30 protein-coding genes and 4 tRNA genes are annotated in these 25,198 nt (G+C 72.6%); 6 read left to right on the top strand and 28 right to left on the bottom strand.

All coding sequences use genetic code 11. The features are described 5' to 3' along the window. Positions 1-74: 74 nt before the first annotated feature. The 17 genes from UXQ13_RS04830 to UXQ13_RS04750 all read right to left on the bottom strand — a co-directional run bounded on the left by UXQ13_RS04830 (position 75) and on the right by UXQ13_RS04750 (position 15,468). Positions 75-647 carry an adenine phosphoribosyltransferase gene (locus UXQ13_RS04830; RefSeq protein ID WP_318249949.1) on the bottom strand — a complete coding sequence of 191 codons (573 nt, stop codon included), beginning with the start codon at positions 645-647 and terminating at the stop codon, positions 75-77. Then, complete coding sequence (gene secF / locus UXQ13_RS04825; protein ID WP_225231883.1) at positions 644-2,047, bottom strand: protein translocase subunit SecF; 1,404 nt, start codon at positions 2,045-2,047, stop codon at positions 644-646. Before secF ends, UXQ13_RS04830 begins: the two co-directional genes overlap by 4 nt. Next, the gene (gene secD, locus UXQ13_RS04820) at positions 2,044-3,801 is read right to left on the bottom strand and encodes a protein translocase subunit SecD (RefSeq protein WP_225231884.1); all 1,758 of its coding nucleotides are present in this window, start codon (positions 3,799-3,801) and stop codon (positions 2,044-2,046) included. Before secD ends, secF begins: the two co-directional genes overlap by 4 nt. Before the next feature lies 1 nt (position 3,802). Continuing rightward, positions 3,803-4,171 carry a preprotein translocase subunit YajC gene (gene yajC / locus UXQ13_RS04815; RefSeq protein WP_225231885.1) on the bottom strand — a complete coding sequence of 123 codons (369 nt, stop codon included), beginning with the start codon at positions 4,169-4,171 and terminating at the stop codon, positions 3,803-3,805. A gap of 152 nt (positions 4,172-4,323) precedes the next feature. Beyond that, entirely contained in the window at positions 4,324-5,403 is a 1,080-nt protein-coding gene (ruvB, locus tag UXQ13_RS04810) for a Holliday junction branch migration DNA helicase RuvB (protein ID WP_225231886.1), read from the bottom strand. After that, positions 5,400-6,047 (bottom strand): Holliday junction branch migration protein RuvA, encoded by a 648-nt coding sequence (gene ruvA / locus UXQ13_RS04805; protein WP_225231887.1) that lies wholly within the window; start codon positions 6,045-6,047, stop codon positions 5,400-5,402. Before ruvA ends, ruvB begins: the two co-directional genes overlap by 4 nt. Before the next feature lie 7 nt (positions 6,048-6,054). After that, entirely contained in the window at positions 6,055-6,645 is a 591-nt protein-coding gene (gene ruvC / locus UXQ13_RS04800; RefSeq protein WP_225231888.1) for a crossover junction endodeoxyribonuclease RuvC, read from the bottom strand. 75 nt (positions 6,646-6,720) lie between these two features. After that, positions 6,721-7,479 (bottom strand): YebC/PmpR family DNA-binding transcriptional regulator, encoded by a 759-nt coding sequence (locus UXQ13_RS04795; RefSeq protein WP_056299502.1) that lies wholly within the window; start codon positions 7,477-7,479, stop codon positions 6,721-6,723. Between the two features lie 55 nt (positions 7,480-7,534). Next, entirely contained in the window at positions 7,535-8,140 is a 606-nt protein-coding gene (gene pdxT / locus UXQ13_RS04790; RefSeq protein WP_225231889.1) for a pyridoxal 5'-phosphate synthase glutaminase subunit PdxT, read from the bottom strand. Further along, positions 8,137-9,036, bottom strand: a complete 900-nt coding sequence (pdxS, locus tag UXQ13_RS04785) for a pyridoxal 5'-phosphate synthase lyase subunit PdxS (protein WP_225231890.1) — start codon at positions 9,034-9,036, stop codon at positions 8,137-8,139. Before pdxS ends, pdxT begins: the two co-directional genes overlap by 4 nt. 55 nt (positions 9,037-9,091) lie before the next feature. Beyond that, positions 9,092-9,616: a LemA family protein gene (locus UXQ13_RS04780; RefSeq protein WP_225231891.1), complete on the bottom strand. Its 525-nt coding sequence runs from the start codon at positions 9,614-9,616 to the stop codon at positions 9,092-9,094. A 23-nt stretch (positions 9,617-9,639) separates the two neighbouring features. After that, the gene (locus tag UXQ13_RS04775; protein WP_225231892.1) at positions 9,640-10,863 is read right to left on the bottom strand and encodes a glycosyltransferase family 4 protein; all 1,224 of its coding nucleotides are present in this window, start codon (positions 10,861-10,863) and stop codon (positions 9,640-9,642) included. Continuing rightward, on the bottom strand, positions 10,860-11,774 hold the full coding sequence (locus UXQ13_RS04770) for a phosphatidylinositol mannoside acyltransferase (RefSeq protein ID WP_225231893.1): 915 nt from the start codon (positions 11,772-11,774) through the stop codon (positions 10,860-10,862). Before UXQ13_RS04770 ends, UXQ13_RS04775 begins: the two co-directional genes overlap by 4 nt. Further along, positions 11,771-12,403, bottom strand: a complete 633-nt coding sequence (pgsA, locus tag UXQ13_RS04765) for a phosphatidylinositol phosphate synthase (RefSeq protein ID WP_225231894.1) — start codon at positions 12,401-12,403, stop codon at positions 11,771-11,773. Before pgsA ends, UXQ13_RS04770 begins: the two co-directional genes overlap by 4 nt. Then, positions 12,403-12,936, bottom strand: coding sequence for an HIT family protein (locus tag UXQ13_RS04760; RefSeq protein WP_225231895.1), 534 nt, complete (start codon positions 12,934-12,936; stop codon positions 12,403-12,405). The genes pgsA and UXQ13_RS04760 overlap by 1 nt, the downstream gene beginning before the upstream one ends. Next, the gene (thrS, locus tag UXQ13_RS04755; protein WP_225231896.1) at positions 12,933-14,999 is read right to left on the bottom strand and encodes a threonine--tRNA ligase; all 2,067 of its coding nucleotides are present in this window, start codon (positions 14,997-14,999) and stop codon (positions 12,933-12,935) included. The genes UXQ13_RS04760 and thrS overlap by 4 nt, the downstream gene beginning before the upstream one ends. Positions 15,000-15,087: 88 nt before the next feature. Then, a complete protein-coding gene (locus UXQ13_RS04750) occupies positions 15,088-15,468 on the bottom strand; it encodes an HNH endonuclease (RefSeq protein ID WP_225231897.1) in 381 nt (126 codons plus the stop codon). Between the two features lie 100 nt (positions 15,469-15,568). Between UXQ13_RS04750 and UXQ13_RS04745 the strand changes: the two genes are divergently transcribed. After that, positions 15,569-16,108 carry a dihydrofolate reductase family protein gene (locus tag UXQ13_RS04745; RefSeq protein ID WP_225231898.1) on the top strand — a complete coding sequence of 180 codons (540 nt, stop codon included), beginning with the start codon at positions 15,569-15,571 and terminating at the stop codon, positions 16,106-16,108. A 207-nt stretch (positions 16,109-16,315) separates the two neighbouring features. Here UXQ13_RS04745 and UXQ13_RS04740 read toward each other — a convergent pair whose 3' ends face one another. The 3 genes from UXQ13_RS04740 to UXQ13_RS04730 all read right to left on the bottom strand — a co-directional run bounded on the left by UXQ13_RS04740 (position 16,316) and on the right by UXQ13_RS04730 (position 18,241). Continuing rightward, positions 16,316-16,612, bottom strand: a complete 297-nt coding sequence (locus UXQ13_RS04740) for a hypothetical protein (protein WP_225231899.1) — start codon at positions 16,610-16,612, stop codon at positions 16,316-16,318. A gap of 173 nt (positions 16,613-16,785) precedes the next feature. Further along, complete coding sequence (locus UXQ13_RS04735; protein WP_225231900.1) at positions 16,786-17,460, bottom strand: hypothetical protein; 675 nt, start codon at positions 17,458-17,460, stop codon at positions 16,786-16,788. A 160-nt stretch (positions 17,461-17,620) separates the two neighbouring features. Then, positions 17,621-18,241: an SEC-C metal-binding domain-containing protein gene (locus UXQ13_RS04730; protein ID WP_225231901.1), complete on the bottom strand. Its 621-nt coding sequence runs from the start codon at positions 18,239-18,241 to the stop codon at positions 17,621-17,623. Between the two features lie 487 nt (positions 18,242-18,728). On the opposite strand from UXQ13_RS04730, the gene UXQ13_RS04725 reads away from it, so the two are divergent. Continuing rightward, complete coding sequence (locus UXQ13_RS04725) at positions 18,729-18,872, top strand: hypothetical protein (RefSeq protein ID WP_225231902.1); 144 nt, start codon at positions 18,729-18,731, stop codon at positions 18,870-18,872. Positions 18,873-19,038: 166 nt separating this feature from the next. Here UXQ13_RS04725 and UXQ13_RS04720 read toward each other — a convergent pair whose 3' ends face one another. The 8 genes from UXQ13_RS04720 to UXQ13_RS04685 form a co-directional block, all read right to left on the bottom strand. Continuing rightward, the gene (locus UXQ13_RS04720; RefSeq protein WP_225231903.1) at positions 19,039-20,103 is read right to left on the bottom strand and encodes a helix-turn-helix domain-containing protein; all 1,065 of its coding nucleotides are present in this window, start codon (positions 20,101-20,103) and stop codon (positions 19,039-19,041) included. Further along, positions 20,100-20,711 (bottom strand): hypothetical protein, encoded by a 612-nt coding sequence (locus UXQ13_RS04715; protein WP_225231904.1) that lies wholly within the window; start codon positions 20,709-20,711, stop codon positions 20,100-20,102. Before UXQ13_RS04715 ends, UXQ13_RS04720 begins: the two co-directional genes overlap by 4 nt. Before the next feature lie 409 nt (positions 20,712-21,120). Next, positions 21,121-21,294 carry a hypothetical protein gene (locus UXQ13_RS04710; RefSeq protein WP_225231905.1) on the bottom strand — a complete coding sequence of 58 codons (174 nt, stop codon included), beginning with the start codon at positions 21,292-21,294 and terminating at the stop codon, positions 21,121-21,123. A 170-nt stretch (positions 21,295-21,464) separates the two neighbouring features. Next, positions 21,465-21,914: a hypothetical protein gene (locus tag UXQ13_RS04705; protein WP_225231906.1), complete on the bottom strand. Its 450-nt coding sequence runs from the start codon at positions 21,912-21,914 to the stop codon at positions 21,465-21,467. Positions 21,915-22,079: 165 nt separating this feature from the next. After that, a tRNA-Val gene (locus tag UXQ13_RS04700) sits at positions 22,080-22,151 on the bottom strand. 32 nt (positions 22,152-22,183) lie between these two features. Beyond that, positions 22,184-22,678 carry a TIGR02611 family protein gene (locus UXQ13_RS04695; RefSeq protein ID WP_225231907.1) on the bottom strand — a complete coding sequence of 165 codons (495 nt, stop codon included), beginning with the start codon at positions 22,676-22,678 and terminating at the stop codon, positions 22,184-22,186. Continuing rightward, positions 22,675-23,541 carry an anti-sigma factor gene (locus UXQ13_RS04690; RefSeq protein WP_225231908.1) on the bottom strand — a complete coding sequence of 289 codons (867 nt, stop codon included), beginning with the start codon at positions 23,539-23,541 and terminating at the stop codon, positions 22,675-22,677. Before UXQ13_RS04690 ends, UXQ13_RS04695 begins: the two co-directional genes overlap by 4 nt. Next, a complete protein-coding gene (locus tag UXQ13_RS04685) occupies positions 23,538-24,173 on the bottom strand; it encodes a sigma-70 family RNA polymerase sigma factor (protein ID WP_225231909.1) in 636 nt (211 codons plus the stop codon). Before UXQ13_RS04685 ends, UXQ13_RS04690 begins: the two co-directional genes overlap by 4 nt. 142 nt (positions 24,174-24,315) lie before the next feature. Between UXQ13_RS04685 and UXQ13_RS04680 the strand changes: the two genes are divergently transcribed. The 4 genes from UXQ13_RS04680 (at position 24,316) to UXQ13_RS04665 (ending at position 25,154) form a co-directional block, all read left to right on the top strand. After that, positions 24,316-24,765 (top strand): SsgA family sporulation/cell division regulator, encoded by a 450-nt coding sequence (locus UXQ13_RS04680; RefSeq protein ID WP_336391873.1) that lies wholly within the window; start codon positions 24,316-24,318, stop codon positions 24,763-24,765. A gap of 91 nt (positions 24,766-24,856) precedes the next feature. Then, positions 24,857-24,928: transfer RNA gene (locus UXQ13_RS04675), tRNA-Gly, on the top strand. A gap of 39 nt (positions 24,929-24,967) precedes the next feature. Further along, positions 24,968-25,038: transfer RNA gene (locus UXQ13_RS04670), tRNA-Cys, on the top strand. Between the two features lie 44 nt (positions 25,039-25,082). Continuing rightward, positions 25,083-25,154 (top strand) — tRNA-Val (locus UXQ13_RS04665). Positions 25,155-25,198 lie beyond the last annotated feature (44 nt).

Raw genomic sequence — 25,198 nt, 5'->3', positions numbered from 1 at the left:
TCCTGGGGGGACTGGACCCACACCATGCTAGCCACGCCCTCCCGGCGGCGGACCGCTCGGGAGGGTGACCTGCGTCAGGTGGTCCAGAGGGCGTGCACGGTGTGCGGCGCCACCCGCTGCCGGCCGCCGAGCGCCGGGAGCTCGATCACCACCGAGACGGAGGTGACCACCCCGCCGACCCGCTCGACCAGCCCGATGGCGGCCTCCAGCGTGCCGCCGGTGGCCAGCACGTCGTCGACGACCAGCACCCGCTGGCCCGGGGTGATCGAGTCGGTGTGCAGCTCGAGGGTCGCCGTCCCGTACTCGAGCGTGTAGTCCGCCGAGACCGTGGACCGCGGGAGCTTGCCGGCCTTGCGGACCGGCACGACGCCGGTGCCGGCGACCACCGCGACGGCGGCCGCGAGCAGGAAGCCGCGGGCCTCCACCCCGACCACGACGTCGAACCCCGGGTCGTCCGGCCCGGTCCGCAGCGCCGCGCCCCGCGGGTCCTCCAGCACCGACCCGGCCAGAGCCTCGGCGACCTGCCGGAACGCCGAGGCGTCGGCGAACACCGGCGTCAGGTCGCGGAACACCACCCCGGGCTCCGGGAAGTCCGGGATGTCGACCGCGATGGAGGCGATCAGCTCCGCGAGCGGGGTGGTGCTCACCGACGCTTCTTGCCGCCGCCGGGCCGCTGCGGCCGGGCGCCCGGCTTGGGGGCCGTCGCCGTCCGGGTCACCGAGGCCGGCGACTCGACCTGCTCGAAGGACTCCGGGCGCTCGGGCAGCTCGTCCCGGTCGACCAGGGCGGTCGCCGAGCGGGCCGGCCGGGCCCGCCGGGCGCTGGCCACCGGGCCGGCCGCGGTCGCCCCGCCGGCCGCGCGGGCGTCGGCCGCGCGGCGGGCCAGCACCCGCTTGCGCAGCGCCTGCACGCCGGGCTCCCGGGCCTTGAGGTCGGCCAGCACCGGGGTGGCCAGGAAGATCGAGCTGTAGGTGCCGGCGGCCAGGCCGACGGTGAGCACCAGGGCCAGGTCCTGCAGGGTGCCGACGCCGAGGACGACGACCCCGACGACCAGCAGCCCCAGCACCGGCAGCAGCGCGATGACCGAGGTGTTGATCGAGCGCATCAGGGTCTGGTTGACCGCGAGGTTGGCCGCCTCGCCCCAGGTCATGCGGGCGCCCTTCTCCAGGTCCTTGACGTTCTCGTCGACCTTGTCGAAGACCACCACGGTGTCGTAGAGGCTGAACCCGAGGATGGTCAGGAAGCCGATGACGGTGGACGGCGTGACCTCGAAACCGACGATGGAGTACACGCCGGCGGTCAGGATGATGTCGTGCGCCAGGGCGACGATCGCGCCCACGGCCATCTTGGGCTGGAAGCGGATGGCCAGGAACACGACCACCGCGGCCAGGAAGACCAGCAGGGCGATCAGGGCCTGGTCGGTGATGTCCCGGCCCCAGTCGGCGCTGACCGACTCCGGGCTCACCTGGGCGTCGGTGACGCCGGCGGCATCGGCGATGGCCGACACCACGGTCGCCTCGGCGGCGTTGTCCAGCGTGCCGGTGCGCAGCAGCACGGTGTTGCCGCCGACGATCTGCGCGGTGGAGACCTGCGCGCCGGCCTCCTCGGCCGCCTCGCGGATGTCGGCCAGCTGGGACGTCGAGGCCGGCACCCGGAAGCTGTTGCCGCCCTCGAAGTCGATGCCGAAGTTGAACCCGCGGAAGATCATCGACGCGACGCAGACCAGCACCACGACGGCGGTGACCTTGTACCAGAACCGGCTGCGCCCCACGACGTCCAGCCCGGCCTCGCCGTTGTAGAGCCGGTGGGCCAGCGACGCCTTCCGCGGCGCCGTCCGCACCGCGGCGGAGTCGGCCGGGGTGTCCCCCTCGGTGGGCAGCCCGGCGTCCGCCAGGGCGCCGTCGTCGGCGTCCCGCGCGGCGTCCTCCCGGATGTCGGCGTCGGACTCGTCCGGCGTCTCGTCGGCGTCGGTCCCGACCGGGACGTCGGGCCCGTCGACGGGCTCCTCGGCGGGGTCGCTGCCGCCGTCGCGGGGGGTGCCGGTCATCGGTCGCTCCTGTCGCTGGCCGTGCTGGCCGTGCTGGCCGTGGGCCGCTGACCCGGCCGCGGCGCGGTCGTCGCGCGGCGGGTGACGTCGACGGCACCGAGGCCGGAGAACCGGCTCGAGCCGAACGAGCGGAACCGGCTGAGCACCGCCATCAGCGGGTGGGTGAAGAGGAAGACCACGAGCAGGTCGAGCACCGTGGACAGGCCGAGGGTGAACGCGAAGCCCTTCACGTCGCCGATCGCGAGCAGGTAGAGGATCGCGGCGGCCAGGAAGCTGACCGAGTCGGCGCTCAGGATCGTGCGCCGGGCGCGGACCCAGGCCCGCGGGACGGCGCTGCGCAGCGTCCGTCCCTCGCGGATCTCGTCCTTGAGTCTCTCGAAGTAGACGACGAAGGAGTCCGCGGTGATGCCGATGCTCACGATGAACCCGGCGATGCCGGCCAGGCTCAGCGTGAAGCCGATCTCCCGGCCCAGCAGGACCAGGCTGGCGTAGACCACGACCGCGGACAGCAGCAGGCTGGCGATCATGACCAGGCCGAGCGCGCGGTAGTAGAGCAGGGCGTAGAGGAACACCAGGGCGATGCCCACGGCCCCGGCGATCAGGCCGGCGCGCAGCTGCTCGCCGCCCAGCTCGGTGGTGATCGTCTGCGCGGTGGCCTGGGTGAAGGTCAGCGGCAGCGCGCCGTACTCCAGCTGGTTGGCCAGCGTCTGCGCCTCGGTCTGGCTGAACGAGCCGGTGATCTGGGTGGTGCCGCCGGTGATCGCGCTGTTGATGGTCGGGGCGGACACGACCCGGCCGTCGAGCACGATGCCGACCGCGCTGCCGACGCTGGCGGTGGTGTAGGCCGCCCAGGTTGAGGAGCCCTGCGAGGAGAAGTCGACGTTCACGACCCACTCGCCGGTCTGCGCCGTGGTGCCGGCGCTGGCCGAGGAGACCTCGGTGCCCTCGACGACGGCCGGGCCCAGCAGGTACTTGGCGGTGCCGTCCTCCGAGCAGGCGGCGAGGTAGGACTCGGCCAGGTCGACGTCGCCGGTGGAGGTGTCGTCGGCCGAGCAGATCAGGGTGGCGTACTCGGCGGCGGCCTGCTCCTGGGTCAGCGGGGTCGCGGCCGCGCCGTCCGTGGTCCCGTCGGTCGACCCGTCCGTCGCGGCGGGGGCAGTGGTCGCCGCGGCCGGGTCGGTGGTCGGCGTCGCGTCCGTGGCCGGGGCGGTGGTGTCCTCCGCGGCCAGCGAGTCCGGGGCGACCGAGCTGGTCGCGGCCGGGTCCGTCGTCGGCGCTGCGGGGTCCGTCGTCGGCGCTGCCGGGTCGGTCGTGGGCGCTGCCGGGTCGGTCGTGGGTGCGGCCGGGTCCGTTGCCGCCGGATCGGTGGCCGTGGTGGCCGCCTCGGGTCCGCCGACGACCGGCCGGAAGCGCAGCTGGGCGGTCTGGCCCAGCTCGCGGGCCTGGTCGCCGTCCTCGCCGGGCACCGAGATGATGATGTTGGAGTCACCCTCGGTGACCACCTCGGCCTCGGCGACGCCGAGACCGTTGACGCGCTGCTCGATGATCTGGCGCGCCAGCTCCAGGTCCTCGCGGCTGGGGGTGCCGCCACCGGGGACCGCGGCGGTGAGCGTCACCGTGGTGCCGCCCTGCAGGTCCAGACCCAGCTGCGGGGTCCGCTGCGAACCGGTGAGGAAGATCAGGCCGTACATGAGGGCCACGATCAGGATGAACGCCCCGAAGTACCGGGACGCCGGGAGCTGGCGGGAGGCCATGTCAGTCCTTGCGGTCGGTGGTCGAGCCCGGGTCGCCGTCGCCGTCCACGTACCCGGTGCGCTCGGCCGTCGGCGGGACGACCTCGCCGGCCTGCGCGTCGAGGACGGCGCCGTCCTTCGTGCGCACCTCCATCACGGCCGGGCGGGCGAAGGTGGCGACGACGCCGGGGGCGATCTCGATGTCGACGGTGCCCTCGCCGATCGCGGCGACCGTGCCGTGCAGGCCGCTGGTCAGCATGACCGGCGTGCCGACGGTCAGGGACTCCTGCAGCGCCTGGGCGTTGGCGGCCATCTTCTTGCGCTGCCGGGCAGGCAGGACGATCAGCAGTGCGAAGGCGAGCACCAGCAGGATCAGCGGGAAGAACTCCACGGTTGTCGTGCCTCTCCACCGCGCAGGGTTCGCGCGGTCGTTGTGGCCACCGGGGGGCGGCCACGTCGGGGACGTCGGCTGCGGTACGCCCGCAGGCGTGACCGGGCCAGGGCGCACCTCACCCAGGGGCGGGCGCTCCGGCGCCGAGGAGTCTAGGCGTCGAACAAGGTGGGCGACGCAGGCTGGTCACCCGGCGTGCCCCCGCGCAGCCACACGCCGTCGGGCACGGGCAGCCCCAGGTGGGTCCAGGCGGCCTCCGTGGCGACCCGCCCGCGGGGGGTCCGGGCCAGCAGCCCGGCCCGTACCAGGAACGGTTCGCACACCTCCTCGACGGTGTGCGGCTCCTCCCCCACGGCCACCGCCAGGGTGGCCACGCCGACCGGCCCGCCGTTGAACTTGGCGACCAGGGCATGCAGCACCTCGCGGTCCAGCCGGTCCAGGCCCAGCTCGTCGACGTCGTAGAGCGCCAGCGCGGCCCGGGCCACCGCCCGGGTCACCCGGCCGTCGGCGCGCACCTCGGCGTAGTCGCGCACCCGGCGCAGCAGCCGGTTGGCGATCCGCGGGGTGCCGCGGGAGCGGCCGGCGATCTCGGCAGCGCCCTCGGCGTCGATGGCCACCCCCAGCAGGTCAGCGCTGCGGCGCAGCACCAGCTGCAGGTCCTCGGTCGAGTAGAACTCCATCTGGCCCACGAAGCCGAACCGGTCGCGCAGCGGACCGGTCAGCAGGCCGGCGCGGGTGGTGGCCCCGACCAGCGTGAACGGCGAGATCTCCAGCGGGATCGCGGTGGCACCGGGCCCCTTGCCGACCACGACGTCGACCCGGAAGTCCTCCATCGCCATGTAGAGCAGTTCCTCGGCGGGCCGGGCGATCCGGTGGATCTCGTCGATGAAGAGCACGTCGCCCTCGCCGAGGTTGGACAGCATCGCGGCGAGGTCCCCGGACCGCTCGATCGCCGGGCCCGAGGTGATCTTCACGGTGGTGCCGAGCTCGGCCCCGATGATCAGCGCCAGCGACGTCTTGCCCAGGCCGGGCGGTCCGGACAGCAGCACGTGGTCCGGCGGCCGACCGCGGCGCTTGGCGCCCTCGAGCACCAGGTCCAGCTGCCGGGCGACCTTCGGCTGGCCGACGAACTCCCCCAGCGAGTGCGGGCGCAGCGCGGACTCCACGACGCGCTCCTCGTCACCGGCCCACGGGCTCGCCGCGGAGCCGGGCTCGGACTCGGGCGAGGTCATGCGCGGCCCAGCAGCCGCAGCGCCTGCCGGAGCAGGACGGCGACGTCGACGCTGCCGTTCTCCGCGATCTGCTCGTCGACGACCGGGGCGAGCTGGGCCAGCGCGCCCTCGGCCTCGCGCACGCTCCAGCCCAGCCCGACCAGGGCGGTGGTGAGCTGGTCGCGCCAGGGGGCGACCGGGGCGACCTGGCGACCGGTGGCACCGGCCGCGGCGCTGGCGGCGTCCAGGCTGGTGTCCCCGGTGGGCGAGCCCAACCGGTCGCGCAGCTCCAGGACCAGCCGCTCGGCGCCCTTCTTGCCGATGCCGGGCACCTGCATGAGCGCCTTGAGGTCGGCGGTGGCCACCGCCCGGCGCACGTCGCGCGGCGGGTGGATCGCCAGCACCGCCTGGGCCAGCCGGGGGCCGACGCCGTTGGCGGTCTGCAGCAGCTCGAACAGCTGGCGCTCGTCGTCGTCGGCGAAGCCGTAGAGGGTCAGCGAGTCCTCGCGCACCACCAGGCTGGTCGCCAGCCGGGCGTCCTCGCCGACCTGCAGGCGGGCGATCGTGCCCGGGGTGCACTGCACGGACAGGCCGATGCCGCCGACCTCGACGACGGCGCCGTCCGGGGAGACCGCGGCCACCCGTCCCGCGACGCTGGCGATCACGAGGCCATCACGACACGCTCCCGATGCCCTGCCAGCGGCTGGCCCGCACGGCCGGCCGCGGTGCGGTGGTCAGCGGGCCCTGCGCGATGCCGGCGCCGGTGGCCAGCGCGGCGACCCGCAGCCGGTCCTGGGTGGGGCCGCGCCAGACGTGGCAGACCGCCAGCGCCAGCGCGTCGGCGGCGTCGGCGGGCCGGGGTGGGGTGTCCAGCCCGAGGATCCGGGTGACCATCAGCGTGACCTGCTCCTTGCCGGCGCGGCCGCTGCCGGAGATGGCGGCCTTGACCTCGCTCGGGGTGTGCCAGTGCACCGGCCGGCTGGCCTGGGCGGCGGCGAGGGCGGCGACCCCGGCGGCCTGCGCGGTGCCGATCGCCGTCCCCTTGTTGTTCTGCTGGAAGACCCGCTCGATGGCCACCACGTCGGGCTGGTGCTCGCGGACCAGCGCGGTGACCGCGGTGTGCAGCTCGAGCAGGCGCAGCTCCAGGGCCAGGGTGTGGTCGCTGCGGACCACCCCGACCCCGACGGCCGCCGGACGGGCCCCGGGCCGACCGTCGACGACGCCCCACCCGCACCGGGTCAACCCCGGGTCGATCCCCAGCACGCGCACGGCTCCCCCTCGGACGAACAAGTGTTCGACAGGGTACGGGCCACCGAGGCCCGACCCGGGCGCGACACGTCAGGCGTCAGCGGCGATCTTCTCCATGACGTCGTCGGACACGTCGTAGTTGGCGTACACGTTCTGCACGTCGTCGCAGTCCTCGAGGGCGTCGATCAGCCGGAAGACCTTGCCCGCGGCGTCCTCGTCCAGCTCGACCTGCACGCTGGGCACGAAGGCGGCCTCGGCGGAGTCGTAGTCGATCCCGGCGTCCTGCAGCGCGGTGCGGACGGCGACCAGGTCGGTGGGCTCGCTGACCACCTCGAAGGTGTCGCCGAGGTCGCGCACCTCCTCGGCGCCGGCGTCCAGCACGGCCTCCATGACGGCGTCCTCGCTGGTGCCGGTCGAGGGCACGACCACGACGCCCTTGCGGCTGAACATGTAGGACACCGAGCCGGGATCGGCCATCGAACCGCCGTTGCGGGTCATGGCGGTGCGGACCTCCATGGCCGAGCGGTTCTTGTTGTCGGTGAGGCACTCGATGAGCACCGCGACACCGCCGGCGGCGTAGCCCTCGTAGGTGATGCCCTGGTACTCGACACCGCCGGCCTCCAGGCCCGCACCGCGCTTGACCGCGCGGTTGATGTTGTCGATCGGCACCGAGGACTTCTTGGCGCGCTGGACGGCGTCGAACAGCGTCGGGTTGCCCTGCACGTCACCGCCGCCGGTGCGCGCCGCGACCTCGATGTTCTTGATCAGCTTCGCGAAGAGCTTGCTCCGCTTGGCGTCGATGCCAGCCTTCTTGTGCTTGGTCGTCGCCCACTTGGAATGGCCGCTCATCGCTGCTCCTCACCTGGTGGCGCCGTCGTCGGCGCCGTCCGCACGTCTCCTCCGCTCAGGCGGCGGCGCGCACCAACTCGACGAAGAGCCGGTGCAGCCGGGTGTCGCCGGTGAGCTCCGGGTGGAAGCTGGTGGCGACGACGCTGCCCTGGCGGACCGCGACGATCCTACCGTCGGCCGGTCCGCCGGAGACCCGGCCGAGGACCTGCACCTGCTCGCCGGCCTCCTCGACCCACGGCGCGCGGATGAAGACCGCGTGCACCGGGCCACCCGGGACCCCGGCTACGTCGACCTCGGACTCGAAGCTGTCGACCTGCCGGCCGAAGGCGTTGCGCCGCACGGTGACGTCCAGCCCGCCGATGGTCTGCTGGTCGGCCGGGGCGTCCAGCAGCCGGTCGGCCAGCAGGATCATCCCGGCGCAGGACCCGTAGGCGGGCAGCCCGCCGCGGACGGCAGCGCGCAGCGGCTCCAGCAGCCCCCAGCGGTGGGCGAGCTTGGCGATGGTCGTGGACTCCCCGCCCGGGAGCACGAGGCCGTCGAGGCCGTCGAGCTCCTCGGGCCGCCGGACGGCCGACGTACGGGCGCCCTGCGCCTCGAGCACGGCGCGGTGCTCCCGGACGTCGCCCTGCAGCGCGAGCACCCCGATGCGGGGCGCGCTCACCAGCCGCGGTTCGCGTACCGCTGCTCGGCCGGGATCTGGTCGATGTTGATCCCGACCATGGCCTCGCCGAGACCGCGGCTGACCTTGGCGATCACCGACGGGTCGTCGTGGAAGGTGGTGGCCTGCACGATGGCGGCCGCGCGCTGCGCCGGGTCGCCGGACTTGAAGATGCCCGAGCCGACGAAGACGCCGTCGGCGCCCAGCTGCATCATCATCGCCGCGTCCGCGGGGGTGGCGATGCCGCCGGCGGTGAACAGCACGGTCGGGAGCTTCCCGGTGCGGGCGACCTCGAGGACCAGGTCGTAGGGCGCGCGCAGCTCCTTGGCCGCCACGTAGAGCTCGGTCTCGTCCAGGGTCGACAGCCGGCGGATGCCCGCACGGATCGAGCGCATGTGCCGGGTGGCCTCCACGACGTTGCCGGTGCCGGCCTCGCCCTTGGAGCGGATCATCGCCGCGCCCTCGGAGATCCGCCGCAGCGCCTCGCCCAGGTCGGTGGCACCGCAGACGAAGGGCACGGTGAAGTCGGTCTTGACGATGTGGTGCGCCTCGTCGGCCGGGGTCAGCACCTCGGACTCGTCGATGTAGTCCACGCCCAGGCTCTGCAGCACGCGGGCCTCGACGAAGTGCCCGATCCGGGCCTTGGCCATCACCGGGATGGAGACCGCGGCGATGATGCCGTCGATCATGTCCGGGTCGCTCATGCGGGCGATGCCGCCCTGGGCGCGGATGTCGGCGGGGACCCGCTCGAGGGCCATCACGGCGACGGCGCCGGCGTCCTCGGCGATCCGGGCCTGCGCGGCGTCGACGACGTCCATGATCACGCCGCCCTTGAGCTGCTCGGCCATGCCGCGCTTGACGCGGTCGGTGCCGGTGGTGCTCGGGGTGGTCTCGGACATGGTGGTGCCTGCCTCGGAGTCGGGTCGGTTGCGGACGACCCATCCTAGGTCCGTGTCAGCGGCCCTCCGACCGCCCGGCACCGACCACCGCGTCCAGGCCGTCGTCGATGTCGAAGAACCGGGGCAGCGGACGACGGCCGGGCAGCCGCAGCACCCGCGCCAGCGGCCGGCGGCGCAGGGCCCGGGTGTCCCGGACCGCGTCGTTGTAGAACCGGCGGGCCAGCCCGACGCGCCAGCCGGCGTCGTCCAGCTCGGGTCCGCGCAAGGACCCGGGCAGCTCCCGCAGCACGCGGCCCAGCGCGTTCTCCGCGGCCTCCCGGTCCCCGCCCGGGGGACGGCGGGACACCTCGACGGCGCCGGTGAGCGCGGCGCCCCGGTCGGGGCCCAGCTCGGCCGAACGCTCCCGGCCCACCGCGGCCAGCAGGTCGGCCCGCCGGGCCAGCGCGACGTCCAGCACGTCCCAGGCGCGGGTCACCCGGCTCTCCAGCCGGCGCAGGCGGGTGAGGGTGAACGTGACCCAGACCAGCAGCAGGACGAGCAGCACCCCGGCGACGAGGAGGGTCCAGCTGGTCGGTGCCACGCCGGAGGACGCTACCGCCGTCCTCAGGCCCCCGGTCCGCGGCGCAGCCAGCGGGGCAGGAACCGGTCGGCGGCCGGGGTCTCCGCGGGCTCGACGTCGGGCGGGTCGTCGTCGGCCGCGGTGACCTCGCCGCCGCCCGGCGGCGCGACGGTCTCGTAGACGGCGAGCACCTGCTGGGCCAGCGTGGCCCAGTCGAAGTCCGCGGCCCGGCGGTGCCCGGCGGCGGTCAGCTCCGCCCGCCGCGCCGGGGAGGCCAGCAGGTCGACCAGCACCCGGGCCAGGGCGCTGGCGTCGCCGCGGCGGACCAGCACGCCGGCGTCGCCGTCCTCGAGCACGCGGGCGAACGCGTCGAGGTCGGCGGCGACCACGGGGGCACCGGCGGCCATGGCCTCGACCAGCACGATGCCGAAGCTCTCCCCCATCAGGTTGGGGGCGCAGTACACGTCGACCGACCGCAGGAAGGCGGCCTTGTCCGGCTCGGACAGCTCGCCGAGCAACGTCACGGCCGGTTCCAGGTCCGGCCCCAGCAGGGCGCGCAGCTCGTCGGGGTCGCCGCGGCCGGCGACCAGCAACCGGGCACCGGGGCACTCCCGGACGACGGTGCGCATCGCCTCCAGCAGCACCGGCAGGCCCTTGCGCGGCTCGTCGTAGCGGCCCAGGAAGCCCACCGTCGGCGTGCTGCTCCCCCGCTGGTACCCGGGCAGCACCGGGCCCTCGGCGAAGGCGTGCACGTGCACGCCGTTGGGGATGACGACGGCGTCCCCGCCCAGGTGCTCGACCTGCAGCCGGCGGGCGAAGTCCGACACCGCGATCCGGCCGGCGATCCGCTCCAGCCACGGGCGCACGACCGGGCCCCAGGCGGAGAGGAACAGCGAGCGGATGGCGGCGGCGTGGAAGGTGGCCACGATCGGCCCGCGGGCCAGCATGCAGACCAGCAGCGACACCGACGGCGGCGCCGGCTCGTGCACGTGGACGACGTCGAAGTGCCCGTCGCGCAGCCAGCGGCGGACCCGGGTGGCCGACACGGGGCCGAACTGCCAGCTGGCCATGGACCCGTTGTAGGGCACCGCGTTGGCCCGGCCGGCCCAGGTGACGTGCTCGGCGGGCAGGTTCTCCTCGTGCAGGGCCGGGGTGAGGATCTCGACGTGGTGGCCCAGCCCGCGCAGCGTGTCGGCGAGGTCGCGCACGTGGTACTGCACCCCGCCGGGCACGTCCCACTGGTACGGGCAGACCAGGCCGATCCTCACCGGGCCGGGTCCGGGGTGACGTCGGCCCAGATCCGGCCGAGCTGGTGCCAGTCCACGGGCCGCTGGGCGATGCTGACCGCGAAGGCGTCGGCCACCCCCTGCATGCCGGCGTGCACCCGCTCGCGCAGCCGGCCCGCGCCGTGCACGTCGACCTCGGCGTGGACGGTGTGCCGCCAGCCCGTGCCGTCGAAGTGCGAGACCACCGGCATCAGCGCGGCACCGGTCTGCGCGGCCAGCAGGGCCGGGCCGCCGGGCATCGTGGTGGGCCGGTCGAAGAAGGTGACCGGGATGCCGGCCGCGGTCAGGTCGCGGTCCACCAGCAGGCACGCCGACCGGCCCGCGCCCAGCCACTCCTTGAGCAGCGCGGAACTCGGCCGGGCTCCCCCGGTGAGCGGCACGACGCGGAAGCCCAGGGACTCCCGGTAGGCCAGGAAGCGCTCGTACAGCGCCTCGGGCCGCAGCCGCTCGGCGACGGTCATGAACGGCCCGCCGAGCCAGTCGACGAGCCAGACCCCGGCGGCGTCCCAGTTGCCGCTGTGCGGCAGCGCGAGGACGACGGGCCGGCCGGCGGCGCGGGCGGCGTCCAGGTGCTCGGTGCCGACGACGGTGGTGCCGGCCAGCAGCCGGGGCACCCCCAGCGTGGGCAGCCGGAAGGCCTCCATCCAGTACCGGGCGTAGGAGCGCAGCGCGTCGGCGGTCAGGGCGTCGAGGTCGTCCCCGGTCAGCCCGGTGACGACGGCGAGGTTGGCCCGCAGCTGGCGGACGCCCTTCCCCTGCCGGCCGGCGGCCCAGCCGCCGGCCCGGTCGAACGCCGCGCGGGCCACCGGCTCGGGCAGCGCCTTGACCGCGCCCCAGCCAGCGGCGTACCCGGCGTCGACCAGGCGGTCCCGCAGGGCCTCGACCCGGCTCACGGGGTCGGGGGCGTCACCGGCAGCGCCTGCCCGCGGGACTGCTGGTAGACCGTGGCGAACCGCTGCCCGACCGTGATCGTGGAGCCCACCAGCAGCAGCCAGAGGCAGACCTGCAGCGCGTACGGGATGCCCAGGCCGGTGAAGCCGGTGCCGACCAGGATCAGGATCAGCCGCTCGGTGCGCTCGACCAGGCCGACGTCGCAGGTCAGGCCCATTCCCTCGGCGCGGGCCTTGACGTAGGAGGTCAGCACGCCCAGCACCAGGCAGGTCAGCGACAGCCACACGACCATGCGGTTGTCGCCCTCGCCGGAGAACCACCAGACCAGCCCGGCGAAGATCGCCGCGTCGGCGGCCCGGTCGCCGGTGGAGTCCAGCACCGCGCCGAAGACCGAGCCGCCGCCGCGGGCCCGGGCCAGCGCGCCGTCGAGCATGTCCAGCAGCACGAACACGGTGACCGCGAAGGCGCCCCAGAACAGCACGCCGTTGCCGATGACGAACACCGCGGAGACCACCGCCCCGACCGTGCCGAGGAGGGTGATCGCGTCGGCGGTGACCCCGAGCCGCAGCAGGGTGCGGACGACGGGCGCCCACACCTTGGCCACGGCCGGCCGCAGGTTGACCCCGAGCATCAGCCGGCCTCGGGGGCGGGCCAGGCGTCGGCGAGCAGCTGCCGGGTGTCGGTGAGCACCTGCGGCAGCACCCGGGTCAGCCCGAGCACCGGCATGAAGTTGGTGTCCCCGCCCCAGCGCGGGACGGCGTGCTGGTGCAGGTGGTCGGCGATGCCGGCCCCGGCCACCGAGCCCTGGTTCATCCCGATGTTGAACCCGTGCGCGCCGCTGACCTCGCGCACCACGGCCATCGCGGTCTGGGTGCAGGCCCCGAGCTCGGCGACCTCGGCGACGGTGAGGTCGGTGTAGTCGGCGACGTGCCGGTACGGGACGACCATCAGGTGCCCGGGGTTGTACGGGAACTTGTTCAGCACGGCGTAGACGGTCTCGCCGCGGGCCACGACCAACCCGTCGACGTCGCTCATCGCCGGGATCAGGCAGAACGGGCAGTCGTGGGCGTCGGTCGGCTTGCCCTCGCCCTGGATGTAGGCCATCCGGTACGGGGTCCAGAGCCGCTCGAAGACCGTCGTCGGCCCTCCGTCGTCCGGGTTCACGCGGTGGTCTCGGCGGCGGCGACCTCGGCCGGGGCCGTCGGGTCGTCGTTGCGGCGCTGGGCGACCCAGTCGGCGACCGCCTCGACGGCCTCGGCGACGGGCACCCCGTTGCGCTGGCTGCCGTCCCGGTAGCGGAAGGACACCGCGCCGGCCTCGGCGTCGGTGGCCCCGGCGATGAGCACGAAGGGCACCTTCTGCTTGGAGGCGTTGCGGATCTTCTTCTGCATCCGGTCGTCGGAGTCGTCGACCTCGACCCGCAGGCCGCGGGCCCGCAGCTGCCGGGCGACGTCCTCCAGGTACGGGATCTGGTCGTCGGTGATCGGGATGCCGACCACCTGCACCGGGGCCAGCCACGCCGGGAAGGCGCCGGCGTAGTGCTCGGTGAGCACGCCGAAGAACCGCTCGATGGAGCCGAACAGCGCCCGGTGCAGCATCACCGGCCGCTGCCGGGACCCGTCGGCGGCGGTGTACTCCAGACCGAAGCGCTCGGGCAGGTTGAAGTCGACCTGGATGGTCGACATCTGCCAGGTGCGCCCGATGGCGTCCTTGGCCTGCACGGAGATCTTCGGGCCGTAGAACGCCGCGCCGCCCGGGTCCGGGAAGAGCTCGAGGCCGGAGTCGACGGCGGCCTGGCGCAGCGCCTCGGTGGCCCGCTCCCAGCTCTCGTCGGTGCCCACGGACTTCTCCGGGTTGCGGGTGGACAGCTCCAGGTAGAAGTCGCTGAGGCCGTAGTCGGCCAGCAGGCCCAGCACGAAGTCCAGCAGGGCCTTGAGCTCGCCGGCCATCTGCTCGGGGGTGCAGTAGATGTGCGCGTCGTCCTGGGTGAACCCGCGGGCCCGGGTCAGGCCGTGCACCACACCGGACTTCTCGTACCGGTAGACGGTGCCGAACTCGAACAGCCGCAGCGGCAGCTCGCGGTAGGACCGGCCGCGGGAGTCGAAGACCAGGTTGTGCATCGGGCAGTTCATCGGCTTGAGGTAGTAGTCCTGCCCCTGCCGGCGGACGACGCCCTCGCTGTCGCGCTCCTCGTCGAGCTGCATCGCCGGGTACATGCCCTCGGCGTACCAGTCCAGGTGGCCCGAGGTCTCGAACAGCTGGCCCTTGGTGATGTGCGGGGTGTTGACGAAGGAGTAGCCGGCCTCCTCGTGCCGCCGCTGGCTGTACTTCTCCAGCTCGCGCCGGATGATCCCGCCCTTGGGGTGGAAGACCGCCAGCCCGGACCCGACCTGGTCGGGGAAGCTGAAGAGGTCCAGCTCGGCGCCCAGCTTGCGGTGGTCGCGGCGCTCGGCCTCGGCCTGCTGCTCCTGGTGGGCCTTCAGGGCGTCCTTGGACTCCCACGCGGTGCCGTACACCCGCTGCAGCTGCGGGTTCTTCTCGCTGCCGCGCCAGTAGGCGGCGGCCGCCCGGGTCAGCGCGAACGCCGGGATGGTCGAGGTGCGCGGCAGGTGCGGGCCGCGGCACAGGTCGGTCCAGACCCGTTCCTTCGACCTCGGGTCGAGGTTGTCGTACATGGTCAGCTGCGCGCCGCCCACCTCGACGTCGGCACCCTCGGCTGCCTCACCGGCCCCGCCCTTGAGGCCGATCAGCTCGAGCTTGTACGGCTCGTGCGCCAGCTCGGCCCGGGCGTCGTCGTCGCTGATCTCGCGGCGGGCGAAGAACTGGCCCTCCTTGACGATGGCCTGCATGCGCTTCTCGATCGCCTGCAGGTCCTCGGGGGTGAAGGGCCGCTCGGGGTCGACGTCGTAGTAGAAGCCGTTCTCCACCGGCGGGCCGATGCCCAGCCGGGTGCCGGGAAACAGGTCCTGCACGGCCTGGGCGAGCACGTGGGCGGTGGAGTGCCGGATCACCGCGCGGCCGTCCGGGCTCGCGGCCGGGACGGGCTCGACCTCGGTGTCGGCGTCGGGGACCCAGGCGAGGTCCTTGAGCTCACCGGCGACCCGCACGACGACCGCGCCGTCGGGACCCTTGAGCGGGACCCCGGCGTCCTTGAGCGCCTGGGTGGCCGTGGTCCCGGCCGGCACCAGGACGGTGACGACGGCGGATTCGGCGGGCGCGGCAGACACAGGGGGCTCCTGACGATCGGGGTGTTCGGGCTCCTGCGAGCGTAGTGGCCGGGCGCCAGCACCCCGACCGGCGCGACGGTGCCCCGGCCTACCCGGCCCGCAGCCGGCGGAGCTGGGCGTCCAGGTGCGGGCGGGCCCGGCGCTGACCGCCCCGCTCGGCGACCGCCGCGGCCAGGGCATCCAGCGCCCGGGCCACCCGCTCGGCGTCGGGCTGCCAGCCCCGGGCCCGGCACTCGGTCAGCCACTCGACGGCCCCGCGGTGGCCGCGCTCGGCGTTGCAGCGGCTGCACGCGGCGACCTCGTTCTCGGCCCACGACGGACCGCCCCGCACCCGCGGCACCAGGTGCTCGGTGGTCGGGTGCACCCAGCGGTCGAACGTGCGCCCGCACCACACGCAGGTCGGGCCGTCCCGGTCCAGCGCCGCGGACAGGCGCGCGGCGCGGTCGGGCTGGGCGGACACGGGGTCCATGCTCCCCCCGGACGCGGCCGCGTGCCGGGGACGATGAGTCCTGGGGCCCGTGCCGGTCCTGACGACGACGAACCACCCACCGACCCCGGGAGCGCACGCCATGGGCAGCATCAAGGTCCACCTGTTCACCACCGTCGACGGGGTGGTCGACGCCCCGATGTGGACGATGCCCTACGGGTTCCCCGAGGACCTGGCCGCCGCGGTCGGCGGCCTCACCGCCGGCGCGACGGGCATCCTGCTGGGCCGCACGACCTACGAGATGTTCGGCCCGGCCTGGTCCACCCGCACGGCCGCCGATGACCCCGGCGCGCCGTTCTTCAACGACACCGAGAAGTTCGTCGTCTCCGGGACCCTGACCGACCCGTCCTGGGGCCCGGCGACGGTCCTGGGCGGCTACGACGCCGACCGCATCCGGGCACTGCGCGCCGAGCACGACCTGTACGTCAGCGGCAGCGCCACGCTGGTGCGGGCCCTGGTCGCCGACGGCCTGGTCGACGAGCTGCACCTCTTCGTCTACCCGGTCGCCGTCGGCACCGGGATCACGCTCTTCCCGCCGGGCACGCCGCAGACCGCGCTGTCGCTGCTGTCGGCCGACCGGCTCAGCAACGGCGTCGCGCACCTGGTCTACGGACCGGCCTGAGACGACGACGGCCCCCTCCCGGCGCGGGAGGGGGCCGTGTGCGGTGGGCGATACTGGGATCGAACCAGTGACCTCTTCGGTGTGAACGCTGGTGGACCTCCGCGCTGACCTGGGCGAGAGCTGCTGACCTGGCGGTTCAGGTGTCGAGGGTGTCAGGGATGCAGGCGCTGTCCGTCGTCCTGGCGCACCAGCGGTGCACGGGCCGGGTCAGCCGAGCGAGACGTCGAAGCTCCAGCCATCCGCCTCGAGCTCGGCGGCGCTCTTGCTGATCTGGCCTTGGTCGCCGACCTCGACGGAGTAGAAGGCCGCGTCACCGAGGTCAGAGACCGTCACCGACCGAAGGCAGCCGCCGCCGATGTACGCGCCGTCCCCGAGGCTGGCCGCTCCGAGCAGAGCGCCGTCCCCATCGGTCACCCGGACCGGCGTCCCGGAGCCAATGTCGCTGTACCCGCCGGTGCCGTTGCAGCTCTTTCCCAGGTCGGAGTCGGTGAGCGAGAACGACACGTCGACGTCCTGGCCGCCGCGGAACGCGCCGGTGCTGATCAGTACGGAGACGACGAGCCCGATGGCCAGCAGCCCAGCGACGCCGGCAGCAACGCCAACGCCGACACCCGCTGGGACAACGCTAATCTCACGCTGCTGGCGACCTGGGGTGCTCTCCGCTCAGTCCCATAGCCTCAGCCGGCGCTTGGTGTCGAGCGCGACCGTGGCTGGGTCTCCGCCACATAAGGCGTCACCGCTTCGCTGTCTGTCCTCAATCCAAACGGGCCGGGCCGCTCGGCCAACATGACCGCGGCCGCCAGTGGCTCAAGACCGCGATAGATGATCCGGCCAGCCGCCAGCACAGTCAGCCGTAGCGCGCTCTCGGACTCCGCCCGCAGGTGCGCCAGCAGCTCCTTCTCAGGTGGTGCTGCGTCGTAGTGCACGCCGCCTTCTCGGTTGGCGTAGTGCTTGATCAACTCCCGGATGGTGACCTTCTCGTCACCCCGAACAAGGGTGTCGTGGCTCAGGAACTGCTGGAGCGTCCCCTCCCAGGGTGGGGAGTCGGCATTGACGCGACGAAGTTCTTCCGACTGCATCTCCGGGTGCAGATCCAGGAGAATTGGGTCAAGCCAGCTACCCGGCACCCACGCGACTCCCCCTTCGGCTCCGGTCGCTACACGCAGGCGCCCCCACCTAAAGCTGAGACGAAGACAAAACTGCCTGTTGACTTCGGCGTACAGCGGCCGACCATCCATCACCAGGCGGCGGATGAGCCCGGAGGCCTGGACCATGTCGTACTCGGACGCCCGCAGATCAGTCCTTCGACGGAGATCTTCGAGGGTGTCGATGAACAGGTCATCAGCATCCATGGTGCAACCGTAGGACGGTCCGAGAGGATGGGTTGCGTGACCAGTACAGACCAGCAGCGTCACCGGGCGCTGACGGCCGCGGCGCTCACTGCTGCGCTGTCGCTCGTGGGTTTGGTCTACACCGACAGGTGGCCGGGCTTGTGGGTCATCCTGCTCGCGGTCACGCTGGTCCAGGTGGCGTACTGGGCATGGATCGGACGACCGGGGACCCGTGGCAGTGCTTCCACTTCAGCCCGCTCCAGCACGGGCAAGTCTGGTTGCGTCCCGGGCTCGCGGTAGATCCGGTGGTCTGCTCGACCACCGACCGAACCATCTGCTCGATTTGCCTCTCCGAGATGGGTGCCGGCGATCGTGCGGCGATGATCAGCGCAATCAGCGCAATGACCGCGCTGATCCACATGCCGACCTCCATCCGGTTGTTCTGGTTGGACAGCCACATGGCCACCGGGGCGAGAGCCGGGTCGGTAGTCGTCAACCGGTTGGCAAGCTCCGCCTGACTCACCCCGGTCCCCCGCATGGATCGCAGCTCCGACTGCAGACCCTCCAGCTGAGACCGATCGAGGCCCCGCAGGGTCTTCGCGGCGAACTGGGTCATCTTCAGGTAGCCGTCGGAGACGACGCCATCTCCGCCGCAGCGAGGACAGGGTCCGATCGTCATCTCGGAGAACGATCCGTCGCCGTCCACGGCGAACTGAGTCTCCCAGGGCAGCCCACACTTGGTGCACCACGCCGGCAGCCAGTCGGTGCGCTCTCCCTCGGGGATGGGCTTGACCGTGATCATCGGCTGATCCTCTGGCGGCACGCCCTCAGAGCTAAGCTTGCCCATGTCGATCCCCCAGATCGGCCACGCCCCGGGTCGATGCCAGTCGACGCCGGGGCCCTTGCTGTCGGGCGGACGCTACCTGCACGGAGGTTTCTGGGCCGTCCAGTATTGCCCATTAGGACGGGGTGGGAACCTCGTAGCACTCCCACCCCGCCCGCGCCGTCTGCCCTACTTCGTCTCGCGAAGCAGAAACCGCAGAATGATCAAGCAGAGCACTATGAGCTCCACCCTCCACCTCCCCCTACTGGCCTTTCTGGTTGAGAGGACCGGGAGTTAGCCGCAGGGGGGAGCGGTCGCGGAACCATCTTGCTGCGCTGACGCTTTGTCGTCTATCTCCGGCATCCTGCGCCCGACCGTTGGTGCCCAGTTCCGGTCGGCTGTGCCCGACACGACGCGCCCGTCGCGGGTTGCACACCCATAGGGGTCCGGGGGTAGGACTGCGGCCATGACTGAGACCGCACGCCACGCCATTAAGCCCAACACCACCTACGACCCGCAGAAAGCAACGGAGAGCGTCGACTGCATTTGCGGCGACCGGGTGCCTTCCGCGCAGATCGAACAGCACGTCCGCGACGGCAACGGGGAATAGACCAGGCAGTGCTGCCGCCAGACCCTCGGGCCGGCGGCAGCCCGCCCGCCGCCGGCAGACCAGCGCCACTACCGGCCACAACAGAAGTGAGGACAACGCCAGCGCCCCCACTCGGCTACGGCCGGGCGGGGGCGCTGGCGTCGTGGTGGTGGCGCACGGTCGACACCTAACGGACCGTGTTGCCGCCGATCACACGCAGGCCGTGGTGCTGCGTTCCTGTGTAAGGGCCGAGGTCGTCCCCCGTCGCGTAGCCGACCATCACCGCGATGTCCTGCGTGGTCAGCCCACTCGCGCGCATCGCGTCGCCGATGCTGGCGGCCAGCGTCGGGTGCTCAACAGCAACCTCCTCGCTGCCTGGCTCGCTGGTCTTCCACCCCAGAGCTGAGATCTGCCGGTAGAGAGCCGAACGCCTCTGCCCTGTGATCGTGCCCAGACTCGCCGCCCTCTCGATTAATGCCTGCACGGACACCCCCCACTCACGCTTTAGGTGGAGCAGTCGGCCCAGTTCGGGGTTCCGAAGCTGTGACTTGATGGCCTGCGAGGGCATCAGGAACTCGGCTGCGAACGCGAACGCGTCGCGCTCGATGTCGTCGGTGGGTTCGTTGCGGTGCAGGCACAGATGCCCCAGCTCGTGCGCCAGGGTGAGTCGCTTCCGGTCGGTCGGCGCGGTGCTGTTGATCAGCGCAACAGGGTGCCCGGCGATCCACTGCGACAAGCCCTCGACCCGACGGGTGCCGAAGTCCTCCTCGACCACAACGCAGCCAGCTGACTCCATCCACCCCATCAGCTGCCGGACCGGTCCAGCAGGCATCCGCCACTGCATCCGCACCATGCGCGCCGCGTCGTCAGGCGCAGTCTCGAACGGATCGAAGGTCGGCACGGTATTTCGCGCCTGCATCTGCACCTGCTCGAGCAGCTTGCCCGCGCGGAGCCGGTGAAGGTTCAGGCGCGCCTCTAGCATCCGCCATTTGGTAGGTGGGGCGGTCTTCGACTTGCGCATATGCACGTCGACGCCCAGCGCGCCCTCAATGTCTCGACCGCGAAGAAGGATGTCGGGGGTCACGCCCACCGCCGCCGCGATTGACCGAAGGTCTTCGTCGCTCGGAGTGCGGAGGTCGTGCTCCCACCGAGACAACGTCGCCTGAGTCACGCCAGCGCGCTCTGCGATCTCGCCCTGTGTCCATCCTCCGGCCCGGCGGGCCATCTCGATGGCCGCTCCGAGCGTGCTCATCCTCGGCCAATCTCCCGCGCGGGTGCGCTCGGCATCACGATGGTGGGCAGCTGCGGCCCGTCGACCGGGCCCTGGATCACCGAAATGTCGCCGCTGCCCTCGCCGCCGATCCTGGGCAGCTCGATCACCCACAGCGGCTTGTCCATGCTGACGTGCAAGCTCATAACGGCCCGGCCCATACTGCCCAGGTTCTTGTCCCACTCGTAGCCGACCGCGAGGTTGACGCATTCCATCGACGGCAGGGTGGCTGGCGGCTCGGCCCAGAAGTCGAGCGCGGTCTGGGTCGGGTAGCTGACCACCCCTCCGGCGCTGTCGTGCAGCTTGAACCGCACCTGGAACTGGCTGCCGATGTGCAGATTTCGCGTGGTGCCCTTCTCCACAGCGTGCAGACCGTCGAGGTCCTCACTCAGGTCGACGACCCGGTGCCAGATGCGCTCGTGGATCAGGTTGAACGTCATCCGTCCGCAGTCCTGCGCTGCCCAGACGGGGAAGGCGCCGACGTACCGGTTGTAGTCCTCGCGTGCTCCGTCCACCGCCGTCCGGAAGAGCTCCATCGACTTATCGCCGAGGAGCATCACCACGTTGTCGGGCGAGGCCGTGTAGATCATACCGCGAAATATACCACTCTTCCCGGTCGACCGCGCCCACCACGTCGGCAGCCGTCAGGCCTGCGGCAGGAGGCCAACCGTCGCTGACCACCGCCACCAAGTGCGCCCGTGGTCGTCGACGTCGTCGTCCAGGTCGGTGACGACCATGACGTCCAATCGGGGTGCGCGCCGGCGTCGGCGGCGGCCAGGCGCAGCCGGCCCCGAAGCGCGGCCTCGGCTCGGGCCCGGCCCGGGGACGGGAAGGACACCGTCGCCTCGAGCTGCTGCACGACCACCTCGCATATGGCTCCCGCCGGCCACGGGGGTAACCGGCGGGAGCAGCTTCCACGGTATGCCCGGTCACCGACAGAACGAAGCCCCACTGACCACCCGCATGGGTGGTCGGTAGGGCTTACTCATCGTCCGGGTACTACCGGTTGGCGTCGGCGATCTGGATCAATACCAGCAGCACGCCGACGACGGTCACCCAGAAGAAGACCTGCAGGATCAACTTGATCGTCGACACGTCCCGGGCCTGGGCCTCGATGGCCCTCGTCTGCCGCTCCAGGTGGCTAGCCTGGTACTGCTCGAACGTCTGGGGCATCCCAGCTGGGTTGGTCATGGTTCCCCCGTGGTCATGGTCGTTCCGAGACGCTAGCGCGCGGCTCGGCCGCGCATCCGGCTGCCGCGCAGCCGTCGCACGAGCAGCGGCTGAGCGGCCAGCGCATCAGGTCGACCGCATCGCCATGTTCCTGTCCGGGGGTGGCCGGGTGATCACGCAGGAGGGACCACGACTCCGAGCGCGGCCTGAGTGCCCGCGTCGTAGACCACTCGAGCGTCCGGGCAGTAGGCGTCAATGAAATAGGCCCGGTCCACCAACACCTCAGCCAGCTCGCTCTCGGTGTAGAGCGACTGCATCCCGGTCACCAGGCCAGACATGTCCGCGACGGTGTTGTCGCAGGTGTTGCCTGCGACGCTGACGGCCTCCTGCTCGGTGATGCCCGGGGAGATGCCGCGAGCCGAGACGGCGTCGGTGTAGGCCTCATAGGGCTCAACCGGCTCCGGAGCCGCGCTGGTGGTGGCCGACGAGCTGCTGGACGTAACCGTTGGGCCAGTGCTGGAGGAATCGTTGTCGGTCCCCCCGCACGCTGCGAGGAGAAGAGCTGGCAGGCAGAGCAGGGCAGCGCGGCGCATCGAGTCCCCCGTGGTCGTGGTGTCCCGCACGGTACCGACACTGCCTCGTCCACAAGGTCGACTCGCCGCGTGCGACCTGGAACGCCATCCGCCAGCACGACGCTAATGAGCCTGGCGCACCAGCGGCGCACGCCCAGGAACGCAGCAGGGGCCGCACCCTAGTGGATGCGGCCCCTGACCTGGGGGTTCTTGCTGTGGGCGATACTGGGATCGAACCAGTGACCTCTTCGGTGTGAACGAAGCGCTCTACCGCTGAGCCAATCGCCCGGCTGCGGTGCTCGCAACAGTGTGCCAGACGGCTACCGCCAGAGCGGCACCCACCCCGGGACCCAGGACGGGACGCCGAGCAGGTGCAGCACGACCACGATGACGCCGTACACGAACGCCGCCGTCACCAGCGCGACCAGCCCGCGCACCCAGATCGGCTGCCGGCCGAGCCAGTCGGTCCAGACCTTCACGTTGCGCTTGGTGAACTCCAGCAGCCGCTCGGCCCAGGTGAACTCCGTGGCCAGCACGAACAGCGCGGCGATGACCGTCAGCCAGCCCGGGCCGGGCAGCGGGATGGTGACCAGGCCGAAGGCCAGCAGCAGCCCGCCGACGACGCCCACCCCGGCGCGGTAGGCGGTGTCCGAGGTCCGGTTGGCGGCCAACCGCTTCCGCCACGGCCGGCGGCCGATCCGCTCGCGCAGGCTGACCGTGTCGTCGCCGTCGTAGCGCGCCCGGCGCTCGTCGGCGGACTCCCGGGGACGACGTCCCCCGGGTGCGGTCGCCGTGTCCGACCCGCTGCTGCTCAACTGGTCACCTGCCCGTTCGCGACGATCTCCGACGGGGACGCCGGAGCGGTGCGACCGGGCTCGATGCTGATGCCGTAGGCGGTGTAGTCGTCCAACCCGGTCGCGTCGGACCCTACGGTCCGCAGGTCGACCCCGTCGGCCACCACGTCGAACGTGCCCAGCGCCACCGGGGTGCCCTGGGTCATCCCCCACAGCACGTAGGTGCTGTCGGTCCGGTCGTTGGCGGTCATGCCGTCCACCACGACCTGGGCCTGCCCGTCGCGGGCGAGGACGGTGGCCACGGTGCGGCCGTCGTGCTGCATCGGGGCGACCGTGACCTCACCGGGCGAGAGCAGCGAGGACATCACCGAGGCCTGGGAGTCAGCGGTGGCCTGCGCGGAGTCGCGGTCCTGGGTCAGGACGACGTTCCACGCACCCAGGGCGAGGATCGCCGCCACCCCGGCGGCCACCAGGGCGTTGGGCAGCGCGTGCCGCCACCCGGTGCGGGAAGGGCGGTGCCGGGCCGCGCGGGCGGCCGGGCCGGGGAACGCCACGACGGTCGCGGGCACCTCGGGTGCGAACCCGCGGTCGACCACGGCGTCCCGGTCGTCCTCGGGGCGGTGCACCTGCTCCGTCTCGGCCACCGCGGCGCGCAGACGGTCGCGCAGGCCCGGCGAGGGCTCGGCGGCCGGCAGGTCGGACGCCATCGCGGCCATGGCCTCGGTGGTGTCGGCGACGGTCGCGGTGCAGCGGGCGCAGCCGGCGAGGTGGGCCTCGAAGCCGGCCTCGTCCTCGGGCTCGAGCGCGTGGAGGGCCCAGCCCACGGCCAGCTCGTCGAACAGCTGGTGGTCGGCGTCCTCGCGACGTGCCTGCCGCCCGCTCATCGGGTACCCCCCTCGATCGCAGCCGCGCCGAGCGCCCCGCCCAGCGAGCTGCCCATGTTCTCCTTCAGCCGGCGCATGCCGGCCAGCATCCTGGTCTTCACCGTGCCCAGCGGGGTGTCGGTCAGCGCCGCGACCTCGCGCTGGGTGTAGCCGCCGTAGTAGGCCAGCGTCAGCGCCTCGCGCTGGGCGGCGGGCAGCCCCTGCAGCGCCTTCCGCACGCGCTCGGCGACCACCCGGTCGGCGGCCTCGTCCTCGACGTCGCCGTGCGCGGTGGGCTCGGTCAGCCGCAGGTCGTCCTCGGCCCGGGTCTGCCGCCGCCGGTGGGACTCCTCGCGCCGGACGGCGTCGACGGCCTTGTGGTGGACCATCGCCAACAACCAGGACGCGAAGCTGCCCCGCGCACCGTCGAAGGCACCCGGGTCCTTCCACACCGCGAGGAACACGTCCTGCAGCACGTCCTCGGCCAGGGTGTCGTCGGCGAGCACGCGGCGGGCCAGCGCGAAGGCCGGACGGCGGAACCGGTCGTAGAGGTCGTCGATCGCACCGCGGTCCCCCGCCTGCACGCGGCGCACCAGCTCTGCATCGGCGGCCGCGTCCTCCGCACGCCTCGGGGGTCGGGTCACGAGTCCCATGGTCACACGTCGCATTCGCCACGGGGGCGCTTTCCGGTTCAGCGCGCGGCCCGGGCCACCCGTGCGGGTGGTCGCCGGACACGCCGCCCGATCCGTCACCTCCCCGCCGCCCGGTCGTTGTGCGGGCATGGCGAGTCCTGTGATGCCGGGTTGCTCGACCCGCACGACGCTGCAGCTGGTCGGCCCCACCTCGTGGACGGAGGTGTCGGCGGCCCTGCGCTACGACTCCGGTGACCCCTTCGCCGTCCGGATCCGCTTCGGCGGCCGCGCCGAGGCCGTCGACGGCGACGACGCAGGCAGCGGCGTGGAGTGGCTGGTCGCCCGCGACCTGCTGCACGCCGGGCTGAGCCGGCCCTCGGGCGACGGGGACATCCGGCTGTGGCCGGCCCGCACCCCCGGCGACGTGCTCTTCCTGGAGCTGCGCGCCCCCTCCGGGCACGCGCTGTTCGAGCTGTCCCGCGCCGTGCTGGCCGGGTTCGTGGCCGACACCGAGCGGCTGGTCCCCCGCGGTCAGGAGTCCGAGGTCGTCGACGTCGAGCCCGAGCTCGTCGCGCTGCTGCGCTGCGAACGGCCCGACGCGGACGGCCGCTGACCGCTGACCTGCGGGTTCACCCGGCGGACACCCCCCGGTGACCCCCCTGTGCAGAGGCGTCTGAGGGGTCGTCTAGAGTTGTCGATGCACTGCGGATGTGGCTCAGTGGTAGAGCATCACCTTGCCAAGGTGAGGGTCGCGGGTTCGAATCCCGTCATCCGCTCGGAACCGGGCCCCGATCTCACGATCGGGGCTCGTGTGCGGTGGAGTGGCCGAGAGGCGAGGCAACGGCCTGCAAAGCCGTCTACACGGGTTCAAATCCCGTCTCCACCTCGACGGCCCCCGGGCGTGATCGAGGCGGGGGTCGGGAACAGCACGGGCGATTGGCGCAGCGGTAGCGCGCTTCCCTGACACGGAAGAGGTCACTGGTTCGATCCCAGTATCGCCCACAGAACGCAAGGCCCCGGAGCAGCTGCTCCGGGGCCTTCGTCGT

The organism is Klenkia terrae (assembly GCF_037083865.1).
GTDB classification, from domain to species: domain Bacteria; phylum Actinomycetota; class Actinomycetes; order Mycobacteriales; family Geodermatophilaceae; genus Klenkia; species Klenkia terrae.
This window is presented reverse-complemented; position numbering and strand designations above follow the sequence as displayed.

Coding starts and splice junctions, on each gene's coding strand:
- UXQ13_RS04795 (WP_056299502.1), bottom strand. CDS start 7,479: ATGAGCGGCCATTCCAAGTGGGCGACGACCAAGCACAAGAAGGCTGGC.
- UXQ13_RS04735 (WP_225231900.1), bottom strand. CDS start 17,460: ATGGATGCTGATGACCTGTTCATCGACACCCTCGAAGATCTCCGTCGA.
- UXQ13_RS04720 (WP_225231903.1), bottom strand. CDS start 20,103: ATGAGCACGCTCGGAGCGGCCATCGAGATGGCCCGCCGGGCCGGAGGA.
- UXQ13_RS04710 (WP_225231905.1), bottom strand. CDS start 21,294: ATGCCCCAGACGTTCGAGCAGTACCAGGCTAGCCACCTGGAGCGGCAG.
- UXQ13_RS04730 (WP_225231901.1), bottom strand. CDS start 18,241: ATGATCACGGTCAAGCCCATCCCCGAGGGAGAGCGCACCGACTGGCTG.
- secF (WP_225231883.1), bottom strand. CDS start 2,047: ATGACCGGCACCCCCCGCGACGGCGGCAGCGACCCCGCCGAGGAGCCC.
- ruvB (WP_225231886.1), bottom strand. CDS start 5,403: ATGACCTCGCCCGAGTCCGAGCCCGGCTCCGCGGCGAGCCCGTGGGCC.
- UXQ13_RS04680 (WP_336391873.1), top strand. CDS start 24,316: ATGCCGGGTTGCTCGACCCGCACGACGCTGCAGCTGGTCGGCCCCACC.
- UXQ13_RS04715 (WP_225231904.1), bottom strand. CDS start 20,711: ATGATCTACACGGCCTCGCCCGACAACGTGGTGATGCTCCTCGGCGAT.
- secD (WP_225231884.1), bottom strand. CDS start 3,801: ATGGCCTCCCGCCAGCTCCCGGCGTCCCGGTACTTCGGGGCGTTCATC.
- pdxS (WP_225231890.1), bottom strand. CDS start 9,036: ATGTCCGAGACCACCCCGAGCACCACCGGCACCGACCGCGTCAAGCGC.
- UXQ13_RS04690 (WP_225231908.1), bottom strand. CDS start 23,541: ATGAGCGGGCGGCAGGCACGTCGCGAGGACGCCGACCACCAGCTGTTC.
- UXQ13_RS04750 (WP_225231897.1), bottom strand. CDS start 15,468: ATGGACCCCGTGTCCGCCCAGCCCGACCGCGCCGCGCGCCTGTCCGCG.
- pgsA (WP_225231894.1), bottom strand. CDS start 12,403: ATGCTCGGGGTCAACCTGCGGCCGGCCGTGGCCAAGGTGTGGGCGCCC.
- UXQ13_RS04745 (WP_225231898.1), top strand. CDS start 15,569: ATGGGCAGCATCAAGGTCCACCTGTTCACCACCGTCGACGGGGTGGTC.
- UXQ13_RS04725 (WP_225231902.1), top strand. CDS start 18,729: ATGACTGAGACCGCACGCCACGCCATTAAGCCCAACACCACCTACGAC.
- UXQ13_RS04685 (WP_225231909.1), bottom strand. CDS start 24,173: ATGGGACTCGTGACCCGACCCCCGAGGCGTGCGGAGGACGCGGCCGCC.